This window comes from Ruminococcus sp. Marseille-P6503, from assembly GCF_900604945.1.
GTDB lineage: Bacteria > Bacillota > Clostridia > Oscillospirales > Ruminococcaceae > FB2012.
Genome location: NZ_UWPB01000002.1, coordinates 931,121 through 947,702 on the forward strand (window position 1 = coordinate 931,121; position 16,582 = coordinate 947,702).

Sequence of the window (16,582 nt, forward strand, 5' to 3'; positions counted from 1 at the left end):
CGCGTTAAAAGCCTGCTTATATACGCAGGCTTTTGTTATAGCTGTTATTTGTTTCTTAAATCAAGGATACGCTGAGCCTTGCCCTGAAATCTTTGCAGCGTTTTATGACCGACTATCGTGATCTTGGTATCTATGCCAAGAACGGTTTTCATTCCGTGACGAATGTCCTTATGCAGCTGCTCCAGTCTGGGGAAGTTGTCGAGAATATCGCTGCACTTGTCGGAGAGCTCGACCTTTATTTCAAGATGATCCGCGCAGTTTTCTCTTGTCAGCACCAGCTGATAGTGAGGGGCAATCTGTTCAAAGCCCATAAGCACGCTTTCTATCTGCGACGGGAACACGTTTACGCCTCGGATTTTCAGCATATCGTCCGAACGTCCTCTGGGCTTTGCCATTCTTGCAAAGGTTCTGCCGCATTTGCAGGGCTCGTAATTGATCTGGGTAATGTCCTTGGTGCGGTAGCGCAGCATGGGAATTCCTTCCTTGGTAAGAGTAGTGATAACCAGCTCGCCCTCAGAGCCCTTGGGAAGCGCCTCGCCGGTCCGGGGGTTTATAACCTCGGCATAGAAGTGATCCTCGTTAATGTGCATTCCGTCGCGCTCTATACATTCGCCGGAAACGCCCGGTCCCATAAGCTCGCTCATTCCGTAGTTATCGGTAGCGAAAATGTTCAGCGTCTTTTCGATCTGATCTCTCATTTCGGGAGTGCAGCCCTCGGAGCCGAACAGACCGAGCTTGAGATGTATTTTGTCAATAACGCCCATTTCGCGTGCCTTTTCGCCTATGTACTGGGCGTATGAGGGAGTTGAAACTAAAGTATTAGTACCGAAGTCCTGCATAAGCATGATCTGTTTTTCGGTATTTCCGCTAGAGGTAGGCACAACGGCGGCTCCTATTTTTTCAAGTCCGTAGTGAAGTCCGAGGGCGCCTGTGAAAAGACCGTATCCGAAGGCTATCTGTACGATCGTTTCATCGTTTGCTCCCACTGCGGTGATAAGGCGAGCCACACAGTCGCTCCACATATCAAGATCGTTGGCGGTGTAGCCGACTACGGTGGGCTTGCCTGTAGTGCCGGAGGAAGCGTGAATACGCGTGATCTTTTTCATTGGAACGGCAAAAAGCCCGAAAGGATAGGTGTCCCGCATATCCGCCTTTGTGGTGTATGGAATATACTGAATATCAGACAGGGTTTTAATCTTATCAGCGGTCACGCCTGCTTCGGTAAGCCGCTTATTATAAAAAGGAACGTTGTCCATGCAGTATTTTACAAGTCTTTTTAGCCGTTCGAGCTGTAATTTTTCGATATCGGCCCGCGGCATCGTTTCAATATCCTTCTGAAAAAACATAAATAAATCTCCTTTAAAGTATTAAAGCATAATATATTATACTACATAAAACAAAATATTTCAAGAGTTATTGATAAAATAATGTACAAATTTGCTCACTTGATTTTATGCGTCATTAAGAGTATAATTATTTAAGACGGCACAGCTTTTTCATAGTATGCGATCTTTTTAAACGTTTTGGAGAATAATGGCATTGATTGGGCAATGCTGTATGAACAGAAAAACAAAGGGAGAGGACTTTGATATTATGTTTGAAATGAGCAGAACGGTAAACTGCAGTAATATAGGAGAGGACGGAAAAGCCAGAAACAGCGCAATAGTGGATTTTTTACAGGACAGCAGTATTTTTCACCTGGATTCTCATCCGGTTATGTCGCCGTTTTTCAGAGAGGAAAACTGCGTTATGTTTCTTGTGTCAAGGCAGATAGATATTGCAAGACGCCCGTTCTACGGAGAAAAAATAAAGATAAGGACATGGACATACGAGCTTAAAAGAATGTACGGCTACAGAAATACAATAATTTACAGCGAAAACGGAGAGCCGCTGGTAAAAAGCATCGCGTCTGGCGCTTTTATGGATAACGTAAGTCAGCGGCCGCGCAAGGTGCCTCAGGAGCTGGTGGACAGAGTAAAGCTTTATCCGAAGGAAGACATGGAGTATCTTCCCAGAAAGATAACGCTTCCGGACTCGGAGCCGGAGGTTTTTCCTCCGTTGCATATAATGAAATGCTATATAGATATGAATCATCATGTGAACAACGCCCGGTATATTGATATTGCGGACGAATATCTGCCGGAAAACGCTGATATAAGCCGTATGAGAATTGAATATAAAATGCCTTTGAAACGCGCAGATACGGCGATACCAAGGGTATTTTCCGAAGACGGCGCTGTAACGGTGGATATTTCCGACGAAAACGGAAAGTCGTTTTGCATAGTTGAGTATACATTGAAATAAGCGCTGTGAGCAGGATCGCTGCCGAGATATGATGTCTTGACATTACTTACAATTCTGAGCAGCTATCAGAGCATATTTTGTTTTATATCTACAAATTCATATAATTCATATTGACAAAGTAGGAAATGCCGTGTATATTATAATACAAGGACACGACAGAGCATTACAGATCATAACCGCACAAGCAGATCTATCGCTATGCATGAGGAAAGGAAGATTTTTATGTCTAAAATTTACAGAAGTATTTCGGAGCTGGTGGGGAAAACGCCTTTATTTGAGGCTTCAAGGCTGAGCGAACGTATGGGGCTTGATAAGCCGCTGCTGGCTAAGCTTGAGTATTTCAATCCGGCAGGAAGCGTTAAGGACAGGGCGGCAAAATTCATGATCGAGGACGCTGAAGAAAAGGGTATCCTGAAAAAAGGCAGCACTATAATCGAACCGACTTCGGGAAATACGGGAATAGGTCTGGCGGCAATAGGAATTTCAAGAGGATATAAGGTTATTCTTACTATGCCGGAAACGATGAGCGTTGAAAGAAGGAATCTGCTTAAGGCTTACGGAGCGCGGATAGTTCTGACGGAGGGCGCAAAGGGTATGAAGGGAGCTATTGCCAAGGCCGACGAGCTTAACAGGGAGATTGAAGGCTCGGTCATCCTCGGTCAGTTTGTGAACCCTGCAAATCCTAAGGCGCATATAGAAACCACCGGCCCGGAGATCTGGGAGGATACGGACGGAAAAATAGACATTTTTGTAGCCGGAGTAGGAACGGGAGGCACGGTTACCGGAACAGGGCAGTATCTTAAGTCAAAAAATCCTGATATTAAAATCGTTGCCGCGGAGCCTGACAATTCACCTGTGCTTTCAGAGGGCAGAGGAGGCCCCCACAAGATACAGGGGATAGGAGCGGGCTTTGTTCCGGAGGTTCTGGACACTGAAATTTACGACGAGGTTGTCAGGGTAACGGACGAGGACGCTTTAAAAACGGGAAACCTTATGGCAAAGACTGAGGGAATACTTGTGGGAATTTCGTCGGGAGCGGCGCTGTATGCGGCTGCGGAGCTGGCTAAGCGTGAGGAAAACAGGGGCAAGGTAATAGTTGCGCTTCTGCCCGATACCGGCGAGAGGTATTTATCTACCGCTTTGTTTGCGGAATAATATGTTGTTGAGGGACGGTTTTGAACCGTCCTTTTTTTAGCTTTTATCCCTCCTAGACCATTTGATTTTCAATCAAAGGCGCCGGAAAGAAAGGAAAGCGGCATGAGGAAGCAAAGCCTCAGAGCTTTTAATAAAAATCATTTATATTATGGAGGGATTTTTCTATGAAAAAGTCACAGAAAGGTTTTACTCTGGTTGAACTTATCGTGGTAATTGCCATTATCGGCGTTTTGGCAGCTATCCTTGTACCTTCTATGATGGGGTACGTTAAGAAGTCCAGACTTAAGACCGCTAATTCAAATGCGAAGACTGTATTTACAGCAGTACAGAGTGCGGCTCAGGAAGCTGAAACAAAAGGAACACCTCTTTCATCAGGTATTGCTTTATCTGAATGGACTGTAGCGTCTAGTGCATCTTCTGATGTAGAAAAAGCAGTTTATAATACGTTAAAAGATAATGGCGATGATATGGGTATTGTAAACGTATGGATTGCTTCTGACGGCGGCTGCGGCGGCGTACAGTGGATCAAAGCAACAGGTGATGCAATGGTAGGTCAGTATCCTGATCCTGCTGACGAAGTTGATGCTGTTCCAACATGGGGAACGCAGCCAGGTACAGGTGCAGGTACTCCGTAATAATTCTCAATTGAATAATAAAATAAGCAGCTATCATAGCTGCTTATTTTATGTCTAAAGGATACGATATGAAAACAAAAAAATATTATATTTTATTATTTTTTTTAATTGTTGCTCAATTGTTTTATACTACATACGTTTTTACCTTTGAAAAGCATGGATGTCATTCAGATGAAATCTGGAGCTACGGGCTTGCAAATAGTTATTATCAGCCGTTTATATACATAAAAGATGGTGTGTTCATTGATGATTTTAATATTGACGATTCAATCAATGTAAATAAGTGGACTACGGGAAAAACTTATAATGACTACATAACTGTTCAAAAAGGTGAACGGTTTTCCTATGACTCGGTTTATCACAATCAATCTTTAGATCATCATCCCCCTCTTTATTATGCTTTGTTGCATACCATTTGTTCGTTTTTTTCAGATACATTTTCTTTTTATTTTGCATATTTGTTAAATTGTGTTTTTCTTGTTATAACTCAAATATTTTTATACAAGCTTTCCTGCTGCATTTCAGGCTCAAAAACAGCGGCGCTTTTATGCTGTACTCTTTATGGCTTTGGAACGGGTGCTTTATCCACCTTTATTTTCCTAAGACAGTATAGTCTACTTACAATGCTGGGAGTTATGTATACCTATTTTAATGCGGTCTTGTTTAAATCCGAAAATATTAATCTAAAAAAATATCTTCCGCCTATTATTATAACCGCTTTTTGCTTATTCATGACGCATTACACCGGAATTGCTTACGTTGGAGTTTTTACCGCTTGCTACTGTATTTTTCTGCTTTGTAAAAGAAAAATCAAAAAAATTTTTATTTACGGCGGTTCAACATTAGGTGTATTGCTTTTATATATTTTAGTATATCCTGCTGCACTTAAACAGATTTTTGGCTATTCAACCTACGAAACTAAGCTCATGACCTATTCAATGCAAATTAGGACAATGTTTTCTTACGTTACACAATATAATTTCGGTTTTGCCGTATCAAAATACAAGTCACCTTTTTTAAGCATATTTTTTGCTTCTATTATTTGCATTGCTATTTTACTTCTTCCACTTTGCTATTTGTTTAGGAAAGAACCTTGGTACATTAATTTTAAAATAAAATTGGTGCAGAAAATAAAAGGTATTCCAAGCTTTTTTTCAAAACTCAATTATATTCCTTTTTTTATAACTATTTCTGTTATTTCATTATTGGCAATTATGGCTGATACAACAGATATAGCAAAAATGGGCGTATATTCCATGAGATATATTTTTATGACTTTTCCGCTTGCCTGCTCGGTTATTGTTACATTAGCGTATTTTGTAATTACTCATCTTCCATATATAAAAAAAGCAGGTAATATAATTTGTTGTGTAATTGCTGCCGTTATCATAATTAATGTTAATATAAACGAACCATGCCAGTTTTTGTTTCAACATTTTAACACCGACAAAAATGCTAATCATACATTTGAAAACAAAAACTGTATTGTTATTTTACCCGATATGGAAAGCTCTTGGACAATAACCTGTTATACATGGTATTTAGCTAAAGCAAATAATGTATGGATTACAACTGCAGATACTTTTAAAGACTATATTGATGAAATAAATGCATCTAATATCAAAATTGATTATGTAATAACTACTTGGACGCTTTTAAACCTGACTAATCAAGAAAACGCTACTATTAATGGTTGGATTTCAGGTGATGAAATTACTAATATAATTATAAATGGCGATGCTGATATCTTTGATACAAGTGAAAAAAATTCAAAATGCTCGCACTTAATTAAGCAATTAAACAACGGCTGTTCTTATAGTATTTTGTACGGATTATGCATAACTAACGGTAATATGAATTTAGTCTTAAAACTTACGTAAAAAAACAAGCAACAACCGAAGCTGTTGCTTGTTAAATTACACATTATGCGCCTGCTTCGCCGCCTGCTGGTGCAGAAGCCCAATCCGGCGCGTCTTCAGGCTCGCTAGCTGCATTAGGATACTGACCGATCATTGTGTCATCCTCTGTCTGTGCCCACTGAGCAAGTTCACATCCACCGGTGTCATCGTCAATTGTTACAAGAACAAATCCTAACTCATCGCCGTTATCCTGCAATGCGTTAAAAACAGCTGTCATTACAGGCTGAGTATCATCGCTTGGTTCTGTAACCTCTGTAGCAGAATTAATTCCATCACCCTCACCAAGAGGAGCGCCTTCGGTTTCTGCCTCCTGACAAGCATTCTGCACTGCTGTAAATACAGTCTTGGCATTAGTATTTGCGGTTTTCAGTCTGGACTTTCTTACGTACCCCATCATAGAAGGTACAAGGATAGCTGCCAAAACGCCGATAATGGCAATTACCACGATAAGTTCAACCAGAGTAAAACCTTTCTGTGACTTTTTCATAGAAAAATCCCTCCATAATATAAATGATTTTTATTAAAAGCTCTGAGGCTTTGCTTCCTCATGCCGCTTTCCTTTCTTTCCGGCGCCTTTGATTGAAAATCAAATGGACCGGGAGAACAGGCAACGAAAAATTTATGTAGCTTTTTATTTATCGTTTTAACCTGTCTTAACTATATTTACATTATACTCGCTTCATGCACAATTGTCAATAGTTTTTCTTAACTATTATTCAAGTTTGGCGAATATGACTAAAAATAAGCTGTCTTTAAGTTAAAATGACCAATTTTGCAGTAATTATTTTCTAGCAAAAGACATAATTCCATGTGAACATTCTGTTTCTATATCTTACTTATTATATCTTAAAAAAAATTGCCTGTCAATATCAATTTTAATTTTTGTTGCATTTGATGAAATAAGGAAATAATTTGTTGCTTATAATAGCAATCTGCACAATTTGTTTAATTGATAATACATTTTAATATTTGATGTTGCTCAATTTAAAGTTTAGTTTTGTTTAATGTGCCAAAATAATTTGGCATAAAGTTATGCAATCTATACAATATACAGAAAAGTTATGCTGATTCTTGAAAAAAAGGTCGTTTTATGTTATAATAAAAAGGTTAAAAAGGTATAAAATTTTGTCCTTGAGGTAAGGACGGAAGGCGTGATATAATTAATGGACGAGCAGGTCTTAAGCGAAAATAAAATGGGTGTTCAGCCGATAAACAAGCTGATATTATCAATGTCGCTGCCTATAATGATTTCAATGCTGATTCAGGCGTTGTATAACATCGTAGACAGTATTTTTGTGTCCAAAATAAGCGAAAACGCGTTTACCGCGGTTTCACTGGCGTTCCCGGTGCAGAATCTTATGATTGCCGTCGCCGCCGGAACGGGAGTCGGAATCAACGCGCTGCTTTCAAAGTCCCTCGGAGAAAGAAATTTTCAAGACGCCGACAAAACGGCTCACAACGGAATTTTCCTGACGTTTATTCACTATCTTATATTTCTGATTTTCGGACTGTTTTTTACTGGAATATTTTTTGAGGCTCAGTCCAAAAACAGCGAGATCATAGCTTACGGAAAAGAATATCTGTCTATCTGTCTGGTATCGGGCTTCGGAATCTTATTTGAAATAACCTTTGAACGTCTGCTGCAGGCTACCGGACGGACGATGTATACCATGTTTACTCAGGGCGCGGGAGCTATAATAAATATTATTCTTGATCCCTGTCTTATTTTCGGACTGGGGCCTTTTCCTGAGATGGGAATTGCCGGAGCGGCGATAGCTACGGTAATCGGACAGATCGCGGCAATGCTGATGGGGCTTGTGTTCAACATAAAATTCAATAAAGAGATAAGCATGAGTATGCGCGGCTTCCGTCCCTGCGGAAGAATAATAAAAAGGATATATTCAGTAGGAATACCCTCAATTATTATGCAGTCCATCACGTCTGTAATGACTTTTGGAATGAACAAGATACTCGGCGGCTTTGCCGATACGGCGCAGGCGGTGCTCGGCGCGTATTTCAAGCTTCAGAGCTTCGTGTTTATGCCGGTGTTCGGACTTAACAACGGAATGGTTCCGGTGCTTTCCTACAACTACGGCGCGAGAAACAAAAAACGTATGACCGACACTATAAAAATCTCCGTAATTTACGCAATGATTCTGATGCTGATCGGCTTTGCTCTTATGCAGCTTGTTCCGAATGTATTGCTTGAAATGTTTGAGGCTTCGGAAAATATGATGTCAATGGGAGTTACTGCTCTCAGGATAATCAGCATAAGCTTTCTGTTTGCCGGATTCTGCATTATCATCAGTTCGTCGCTTCAGGCGCTGGGACATGGACTGTTTTCCATGCTTATTTCAATTGCCCGTCAGCTTATCGTGCTGCTGCCGGTAGCCTATCTGCTTTCGAGGCTTGGCGATGTGGCATATGTATGGTGGGCTTTTCCCATTGCGGAAATATCGTCGGTATGCTGTTCGGTGTTGTTTATAAGACATATTTACAAAAAGGTTATAAAACCTATAGGAGATTAAATGACTTTTGTTCGGCTTTCGCAGTCTGAACAGACCATATCTGCGCAAAAAATACCGGTTCATGAGCGAGCCGGTATTTTTTATATCATTTGTTTTAATATCAGAAGTCAACTTCGGTATCATAATAGCAGCATTTAAGCAGCTTTTCCATATCCTCCTGTGAAGGCTGACGCGGATTGGAGCCTGTGCAGGCGTCGCCGATAGCGTTCTTGGCAATCTCAGGCAGTCTTTCGAGAAATACCTCCTCAGGAACGAAGCCCTGCTCGCAGGGATAGCTGTCAGGACCGTAATTCTTGATGCAGTGAGGAATATTCAGCTTATCGTTCATGTCGCGTATGTACTTGATAAGCAAAGCAACCTTTTCGTCATCGCTGGAACCGCCCAGATGCATATAGTCTGCAATTACTCCGTAGCGTTTCTTAGCCGTTTCGTCCTTGGCGTTGTAAGCTATTACCTTCGGCAGATACATAGCGTTTGCCGCACCGTGAATGATGTGAGCTCCGTAGTCTGCAAAAGCGGCTCCCGTCTTATGAGCCATTGAGTGAACTATACCGAGCAGAGCGTTTGAGAACGCCATGCCTGCAAGGCACTGAGCGTTGTGCATTCTGTCGCGGGCGTCCATATCGCCGTTGTAGGAATTGATAAGATCGTTTTGGATCATTTCAATAGCGTGAATGGCAAGAGGATCGGTATAGTCGCAGTTAGCTGTTGAAACATAAGCTTCAACCGCATGGGTAAGAGCGTCCATGCCCGTATGCGCGGTAAGCTTCTGAGGCATTGTTTCAGCCAGCTCGGCGTCAACGATAGCAACGTCAGGAGTGATCTCAAAGTCGGCGATAGGATACTTGATACCCTTGTCGTAGTCTGTGATAATCGAGAAAGCGGTTACCTCGGTAGCCGTTCCGGAGGTTGAAGGAATAGCGCAGAAATGAGCTTTCTTTCTCAGCTCGGGAATTCCGAATACCTTGCACATATCCTCAAAAGTACAGTCGGGATACTCATATTTGATCCACATAGCCTTAGCGGCGTCGATAGGAGAGCCTCCGCCCATAGCGACGATCCAGTCAGGCTCGTATTCAAGCATTACTTTAGCGCCGTTCATAACGGTTGTAACCGACGGATCCGGCTCAACGTTTTCGATAAGCTTGACTTCCATGCCGGCTTCTTTAAGATAAGCCTCGGCCTTCTGAAGAAAACCGTTTCTCTTCATTGAGCCTCCGCCTACTACGATGATTGCTTTTTTTCCTTTCAGAGTCTTAAGATTTTCAAGAGATCCCTTTCCGTGATACAGATCTCTCGGCAGCGTAAATCTAGCCATTGCTGATTCCTCCTCAATTTTTGTCAATAATGTTGGAACGCAGTAAACTTTATGTAAAAACTGCACAACAATAACCTGTATTGTTTGAAATAATTATAGCATTATCCACATTAACTTTGTGCTACATAGTTATGAATATTTTATGTCTTGCGGTAATTTATATATGCTATATATTTTCAGTAAAGATATAACGCCTACTGAACGCCGGTAATTTTTAATTTTTTGCGCCGCACTTGAAAAGGCGTTGAAAATGTGGTATAATTCTAAATAATAATTATCGGAAGGAAAGGTTGTTATTATGGACGTTTTCAAGGAGCAGATAGTGCGCAAGATCCCAAACAGAAATGAAAAGGTATCCAAGGTATTCATTATGATCGCAGCCGTCGCGCTTGCTATGGTTTGCTTTGTTTTTGCCTTCGGAACTCAGTTTTCTATGTTCGGGATACTTTTTGCGGGACTTTCGCTTTACGGCGGATATTATCTTGTTACTAATCTTGACGTAGAGTACGAGTACATTCTTACCAACGGAGAGCTGGACGTGGATAAGATCATCGCTCAGCGCAAAAGAAAAAGACTTTGCACCGTCAGGATCGGCTCTGCTACCGAATTCGGAGCCGTTTCGGATTCCAGCAATACCGGAGGCGCCGAAACATATGTGAGAGCCTCTGCCGACGATGAGAATCAGACGGATTATTTTATAAGAGTAAACCACAAAAGCCTGGGGGATACCGTCCTTGTATTTACTCCCAGCGAGGAAATGCTTGAACTGATAAAGCCTTATGTTCCGAGAAATATAAGGAATAAGCTTTAAAACGGGAGGCGCGCTGTGTATACGGTAGGAATTGATCTGATAGAAATAGCCCGTATAGAAAAAAGCGTTAAAAGCCGCAGATTTGTCGAAAGGGTTTTCTCTGAGAAGGAGATTGCCCTTTTTTCTTCAAAAAGCAACTCTGCGGAGTCTATGGCGGGAAACTGGGCGGCTAAGGAGGCGTTTTCAAAAGCTCTCGGCACTGGAGTCAGGGATTTCAGCCTAAACGAGGTTTCTGTACTTCGCGACGGGCTTGGAGCGCCGTATTTGGAGCTTACCGGAAATGCGGAGAAAATTGCCGATAAGCTGGGGCTGGAATTTTCGGTAAGTATTACCCATACCTCTCAGCTGGCTCAGGCGGTTTGTATTGGCTACAGAAAAAGCGATCAGCAGAAAGGGTGAATTTTATGCATAAAATTTTGACTCCCGCGCAGATGAGGGAAGCGGAGCAGGCTTCCGTAAGGCTCGGCAAGGGGCTGGATGAGCTTATGGACAACTCCGGAGAAAGGCTTGCAAGGCGGATAGCCTCAGTTTCACGCAGATTGATGAAAAGAAGCGCGGTGATACTTGCGGGAAGCGGCAACAACGGCGGCGACGGTTTTAAAGCGGCGGCGTATCTTGAGCAGCAGGGAATACTTCCTGTTGTAGTGCTTTGCTGCGGAGCGCCGGCGACGGAGCTTTCAAGGGCGGCCTTTGAAGGTATGCCTGAGAAAACAGCCGTGCTGGATATAAACGACGAGAGGGTCGGCGGAATCATTTCCTGCGCGGGAATAATTGCCGACTGCGTGTTCGGAACCGGGTTTCACGGAGAATTAAGCGAGAAGCTCGGGAGATTATTCAGCAGAATCAATGAGCTTTCCGCTTTCAGAATAGCCTGTGACATTCCGTCCGGCGTAAATTCGCTTAACGGACAGGTAAGCGCCGGAGCTTTCAGAGCCGATGAAACGGTGACTTTTCACCGAAAAAAGACCGGTATGTTCTTTTCTCCGGCAAAGGAATACTGCGGCAAGATAATTACCGCCGATATAGGTATACCCGACGGCTGGGACGACGGCTTAACGCCGGAGATATCGTCTGTGACCGCTTTTGAGGCGGCGGAGCTGCTGCCGGGAAGAAGCGACAACAGCCATAAGGGAACCTACGGCAGGTGTATGCTTTTGTGCGGTTCGGGGAAATATCCGGGAGCCGCGGTAATATCGTCAATGTCGGCAATGCGCTCCGGAGTAGGGCTGGTTGAGCTGTGCACTCCCGAAAGCGCGGTTCTGCCCGCGGTTACAAGAACTCCTGAAATAACCTTTACCGCCTTGAATACCGACGGCGAAGGCTTTGTCTCAGCAGACAGCTTACCAGTGATACTTGAATCGCTTTCAAAGGCCGACTCCGCTGTGATAGGCTGCGGTCTGGGGAAAACGGAGGATACCGAAAGAATCGTGTGCGAAATAGTCAGAAACGCAAGATGTCCCTTGATTATTGACGCCGACGGAATAAACTGTCTGTCCGGGCATATAGATGTATTAAAAGAAAAACAGACGGAGATTATACTTACTCCTCATATCGGCGAGCTTGCAAGACTGTGTGGCGCAGAAATCGCCGAGGTCCTTACGGACGTCATAGGATATGCCGGACGGATTGCCGAAAGATACGGAGCGGTCGTTCATGCAAAGAACGTTCAGACGGTTACCGTATGCGGCGGCAGGTGCTTTATTACCGATTTCGGCTGTTCGGCGCTTGCAAAGGGAGGCTCCGGAGATATGCTTGCCGGGCTTATCGGTTCTCTCTGCGCTCAGGGAACGTCTGCCGCTGACGCTTGTATTCTGGCTGATTACATTATGGGAAGATCGGCAAAGCTGCTTTGCGAAACCAATTCGCCGAGGGGAGTGCTTGCCGAGGACATTATATCCTGTTTCCCGAAAATGCTGTGGCAGGCTGAACGAGGCGTTATAGTATAATTTCCCGACAATGCTGTCTTTCTTTGAAAGGCGGCATTTTTTATCTGTCGGAATGTGCTGTCGGCAGGAAATAAAATTTCGGCAGATTTATATAAGGGAAAGGCAGGTGCGGGCTTGTGACGGGATTTTCGTTTACGGGCGTTTGTTTCAGAAAAGCTGCCGCCGCTATGATCGCGGTTTGCGTGGCGGCGGTTGCTTCGGGATGCGGCAAAGGAGATGAAAAGCCGCCGGAGCTGAAAAAGAATTTTACCTGTACGGCGGTTATTGTACAGAATGAAGAACAGTATCGCGCGCAGCTGGAAAGGATCGACGGAGTAGGCTGGAGGGCGGTATTTTCCGAGCCGGAAACGATTGAGGGAATGGAGGTTTCTCTGCTGAACGATCAATGTACGGTAAACTTCAAGGAGCTTACGTACACAGCGGACAGGGAGGAGCTTCCTGAAAACGGAATGATTCAGCTTGTAGCTTCGGCGGCGGACAGGTGTATTTCAGGCAAGGGAATAAAAAGCTCAAGCAAAGGCGGTAATTATATATTCGACGGCAAAACCGGAAACGCCGGATTTACGGCAGAGGTGAGCGATGGGACTGTCAGCACGCTTGAGATTGCAGGAGAAATAACCGCGGAGTTTTCGGATTATGATACTGATTGATCGGCAGATGTACGAACTGCAATAGAGCTGAAATTATTTTCTGCCGGTCTGCGGTATGTATATTTTAAGAAATGAATCAGGGACTGCTGCATGGCGCAACAGCCCCTTTTTGTTTGAATGAAAAGATGTCAAGTGCTGATAAAAGCAAATTAAAGGATTCAGATTTCAGGTCTTTTGCTTTTTCTTTCTGAATTTTAGCTTTTTTTATTTTATAAAGCGAATTTTTTTAATAATACAAAATGCTGAAAAGTCCGCATTTACAGGATTCTCAGCATAAAAGACAACGCAGTTTAGACTTTAGGGTTCAAACTGCGTTAGGTTTATTAATATGTGTTTTGACCATAAAATAGATATTTGCCCAGCGGCATAAAATTACCCGTCACCATAAAATGGCGACGGGTATTGCGCTGTCCGCGCTGGGACTGTCAAGCGCTGACAAAATAGATGAATGATAAAAGTGGACAAAAAGATTCAGATTTTCCAGCTTTTTCTTTGTTCAATAATACAAAATACTGAAAAACCAACACTTATGGAATTCTCATCATAAAAATCAACGCAGTTTGGACTTAGAGTTTAAATTGTGTTAGGGGTATCACTCTTTGGAAATCTGGTTCTGAAAAACAAACCGTGTAAACGCAATAATCGCCAAAAATTTGACAATACTAAAACTGCAGCCAAAAAAGGCAACGCTGAGGAGCGACCCGACGCAGGCTGTAAGATATACGGTGAATAGAAAAGCAGCGGCATTGTCGCTGCTTTTCTATTCACCGGTATCTTCCGAGCGGATAAACCTCGGGAGCTCGAGGGCAGAGCCCTCGTCAGCCATCAGGCTGCAAACCTGTCCTCAAAGAAAATCGCAAACTGAGAGTATGCAAGTCCCCAGTCCCTGACTGGCATCGTCCATTTCTTTGAGATTTCCACTACGCTTATATAAATGACCTTGCGAATGGAATCATCTGTCGGGAAACCGCCTTGGATTTCGTGAATTTTCTTACCATTTGATGATAGCTCTCAACTGCATTTGTTGTATATATTATCTTCCTTATCTCCTGCGGATATTCAAAAAATGTGGTCAGCTCAGACCAGTTTTTATCCCAGGATTTAAGAATATTCGGATACTTCTTATCCCACTTCTCACGGAATTCTTCCTTTGCATATTCGGCGTCATCAAGATTGACAGCGCCATAGATTTTCTTGAGGTCTGCACATACCGCTTTTCTGTCCTTGTAAGGCACAAATTTGCAGCTGTTTCTTATCTGATGCACAATGCAAAGCTGGTTTTTCGTCTTTGGAAACACTGCGTTTATGGCACTGCAAAGTCCGTTCAAATTATCATGGCAAGCTATGAAAATGTCCGTAACACCGCGGTTTCTAAGGTCTGAGCATATGCTTGCATAAAAGCTTGCAGACTCATTTTCGGAGATCCATGTGCCGAGAATTTCCTTCTGTCCTTCCATATTTATTCCGAGAACAGAGTATACACATTTGCTGATAATCTTGTTGTCCTTGCGGGAATTGAATACAATTCCGTCAAAGAAAACTACGGGATAATTTGCAGTCCGTGCCACTCGTTTACTTCGGGAAGAATTTTGTCTGTTATTCGTGAAATTAAACCCTGTGATATTTCTGAACCGTAGATTTCACGAAGGGTATCTTCAATGTCACGCTGGGACATTCCCTTTGCGTACATTGCCATGATTTTCTGCTCAATTTCGTCCGTGCGGGTCTGTCGCTTTTCAATGACCTTCGGTTCAAATTCACCATTGCGGTCACGGGGAACGGATATTTCGCAGTCACCGTAATCGCTTGAAATTGTCTTCTTGCCGTAGCCGTTTCTGCTATTGCCGGTGTTGTTTCCGGAAGCAGAATTTTTTGCGTAGCCGAGATGTTCGTCCATTTCTGCTTCAAGCATCTGCTCGATCGTTCCAGCAAAGAGTCGCTTAAGTTTTGCCTGAATATCTCCTGTGCTTTCACAGTCTGCCATCAGCAGTTTTACAAGTTCCATCTCCTTGTCGCTTAATCCGTGATTTCTCTTTTTCATTATCAATAACCTCCATATTTTTCTTATGGATATTATTGACATTTACACAGTTGGATATTCAGACTCGGAAATCTCAAAAGTCCTTACTTTTTTTATAGTATATTTCACATTATCTACAGGAATTTTTTGCTGATGTGATGTTTCAATTATTAGTTTATCTCCATCAAATGAATAATCAGCACACAAATACAATCCATCATTTTCAGCCAAAATCACTAGATTAGAATTATCTATAAAAGTAAAATTTCTTCGATTAGAAGCTAATGCAGAACCAAAACCAAATGCAGACCAAATTAAGCCAATTATACATAAACTACCAGCAATCATTATTTTGCCAATTCGGCTTTTGACAAGATTAAATATGTTCATCATTTTATCAGTCAAAGAAATTGACGTTTTTGATAATATTGAATCAGGCCTTGCAAAACTTCCAAAAATTATTCCATAACAATAAAGCATAAATTCAACCAAGAATAATGATATAATAGTTACAACCCACTCCGATAGTTCCATACCTGTCGTAAAATCAATAAAATCATAATAAGATAATGCTGCACCGCTAATTAATATAATTAAACCAGATATTACAAAAAGCAATCCTGTTTTAAAAGCTAATTTAACGCCTTTATTATTCTTAAAAATTTTATAGGAAATAATATTTAAAGCCAGATATAAAACTAACATTGCAACTAAATTTAAAATTTCAGATAAGAAATTAATATTGTATATTGTATTCCACTTAGCATCAATATTAAAAAACTTATTATAACTCGAAAGAATTATGTTTGCCATTCCAGTTAGAAATGTTTTAATTATGGCAAAAGCAGGAATAATTAATGCCAAAATCTCCTTCCAATATTTAATATAACTTGTTTTTGATTTTGCACTCTTGTCAACGGTTTTGCCACGTTCTTTATCCTGTAGAAATCCATTGGCATAAGAGTTTATGTAGGAATTTTCCTTCAAATTATTCACTCCGCTACCTCGTATGTTCTTTATTGCAGCAATAATAACACCCATCCGCATTATACCAACCACAATTCTTAGCATATTTAACTGCGTCGTGTTCATCAGAATGCCAACCAAGCGATATTTGATTTTGCGGAAGTGGCAAATAATCGCATGTAGTTGTATGTACTTCATTGCATCCGTTAGCATCTTTATTTTTATTAATAATATAATATGGCATAATAATACCTCTTTCTGCGCTTTGGCGCTATAGATTTTGTATATTTTAAAAAACAAAATTCAAGAGCTTGATCTTCAAAATTTCAC

The 16,582-nt window shown here is 41.9% G+C and carries 13 protein-coding genes and 1 pseudogene; 9 read left to right on the forward strand and 5 right to left on the reverse strand.

What is annotated here, in order from left to right; all coding sequences use genetic code 11:
* Window positions 1-44 precede the first annotated feature (44 nt).
* Window positions 45-1,346 carry a phenylacetate--CoA ligase gene (locus EIH25_RS10500; protein WP_124100995.1) on the reverse strand — a complete coding sequence of 434 codons (1,302 nt, stop codon included), beginning with the start codon at window positions 1,344-1,346 and terminating at the stop codon, window positions 45-47.
* A 211-nt stretch (window positions 1,347-1,557) separates the two neighbouring features.
* On the opposite strand from EIH25_RS10500, the gene EIH25_RS10505 reads away from it, so the two are divergent.
* The 4 genes from EIH25_RS10505 (at window position 1,558) to EIH25_RS10520 (ending at window position 5,974) form a co-directional block, all read left to right on the forward strand.
* Complete coding sequence (locus tag EIH25_RS10505; RefSeq protein ID WP_243113154.1) at window positions 1,558-2,304, forward strand: acyl-ACP thioesterase domain-containing protein; 747 nt, start codon at window positions 1,558-1,560, stop codon at window positions 2,302-2,304.
* A 222-nt stretch (window positions 2,305-2,526) separates the two neighbouring features.
* Window positions 2,527-3,459 carry a cysteine synthase A gene (gene cysK, locus EIH25_RS10510; RefSeq protein WP_124100996.1) on the forward strand — a complete coding sequence of 311 codons (933 nt, stop codon included), beginning with the start codon at window positions 2,527-2,529 and terminating at the stop codon, window positions 3,457-3,459.
* A gap of 164 nt (window positions 3,460-3,623) precedes the next feature.
* Entirely contained in the window at window positions 3,624-4,094 is a 471-nt protein-coding gene (locus EIH25_RS10515; RefSeq protein ID WP_124100997.1) for a type II secretion system protein, read from the forward strand.
* A gap of 68 nt (window positions 4,095-4,162) precedes the next feature.
* Window positions 4,163-5,974 (forward strand): hypothetical protein, encoded by a 1,812-nt coding sequence (locus EIH25_RS10520; RefSeq protein ID WP_124100998.1) that lies wholly within the window; start codon window positions 4,163-4,165, stop codon window positions 5,972-5,974.
* Between the two features lie 43 nt (window positions 5,975-6,017).
* Here the strand turns inward: EIH25_RS10520 and EIH25_RS12695 are convergent, their stop codons facing one another.
* A complete protein-coding gene (locus tag EIH25_RS12695) occupies window positions 6,018-6,500 on the reverse strand; it encodes a prepilin-type N-terminal cleavage/methylation domain-containing protein (protein WP_124100999.1) in 483 nt (160 codons plus the stop codon).
* Between the two features lie 676 nt (window positions 6,501-7,176).
* On the opposite strand from EIH25_RS12695, the gene EIH25_RS10530 reads away from it, so the two are divergent.
* The gene (locus EIH25_RS10530; protein WP_124101000.1) at window positions 7,177-8,541 is read left to right on the forward strand and encodes an MATE family efflux transporter; all 1,365 of its coding nucleotides are present in this window, start codon (window positions 7,177-7,179) and stop codon (window positions 8,539-8,541) included.
* 100 nt (window positions 8,542-8,641) lie between these two features.
* Here EIH25_RS10530 and EIH25_RS10535 read toward each other — a convergent pair whose 3' ends face one another.
* Entirely contained in the window at window positions 8,642-9,859 is a 1,218-nt protein-coding gene (locus EIH25_RS10535) for an iron-containing alcohol dehydrogenase (protein WP_124101001.1), read from the reverse strand.
* Between the two features lie 298 nt (window positions 9,860-10,157).
* Between EIH25_RS10535 and EIH25_RS10540 the strand changes: the two genes are divergently transcribed.
* The 4 genes from EIH25_RS10540 (at window position 10,158) to EIH25_RS10555 (ending at window position 13,266) form a co-directional block, all read left to right on the forward strand.
* The gene (locus EIH25_RS10540) at window positions 10,158-10,670 is read left to right on the forward strand and encodes a hypothetical protein (RefSeq protein WP_124101002.1); all 513 of its coding nucleotides are present in this window, start codon (window positions 10,158-10,160) and stop codon (window positions 10,668-10,670) included.
* 15 nt (window positions 10,671-10,685) lie between these two features.
* Window positions 10,686-11,069 carry a holo-ACP synthase gene (gene acpS, locus EIH25_RS10545; protein ID WP_124101003.1) on the forward strand — a complete coding sequence of 128 codons (384 nt, stop codon included), beginning with the start codon at window positions 10,686-10,688 and terminating at the stop codon, window positions 11,067-11,069.
* 5 nt (window positions 11,070-11,074) lie between these two features.
* Entirely contained in the window at window positions 11,075-12,616 is a 1,542-nt protein-coding gene (locus tag EIH25_RS10550) for an NAD(P)H-hydrate dehydratase (RefSeq protein ID WP_124101004.1), read from the forward strand.
* A 116-nt stretch (window positions 12,617-12,732) separates the two neighbouring features.
* Window positions 12,733-13,266: a hypothetical protein gene (locus tag EIH25_RS10555; RefSeq protein WP_124101005.1), complete on the forward strand. Its 534-nt coding sequence runs from the start codon at window positions 12,733-12,735 to the stop codon at window positions 13,264-13,266.
* Between the two features lie 825 nt (window positions 13,267-14,091).
* Here EIH25_RS10555 and EIH25_RS10560 read toward each other — a convergent pair.
* Window positions 14,092-15,271, reverse strand: a pseudogene (locus tag EIH25_RS10560) (IS256 family transposase).
* Between the two features lie 78 nt (window positions 15,272-15,349).
* Complete coding sequence (locus tag EIH25_RS10565; RefSeq protein ID WP_206425708.1) at window positions 15,350-16,378, reverse strand: hypothetical protein; 1,029 nt, start codon at window positions 16,376-16,378, stop codon at window positions 15,350-15,352.
* Window positions 16,379-16,582 lie beyond the last annotated feature (204 nt).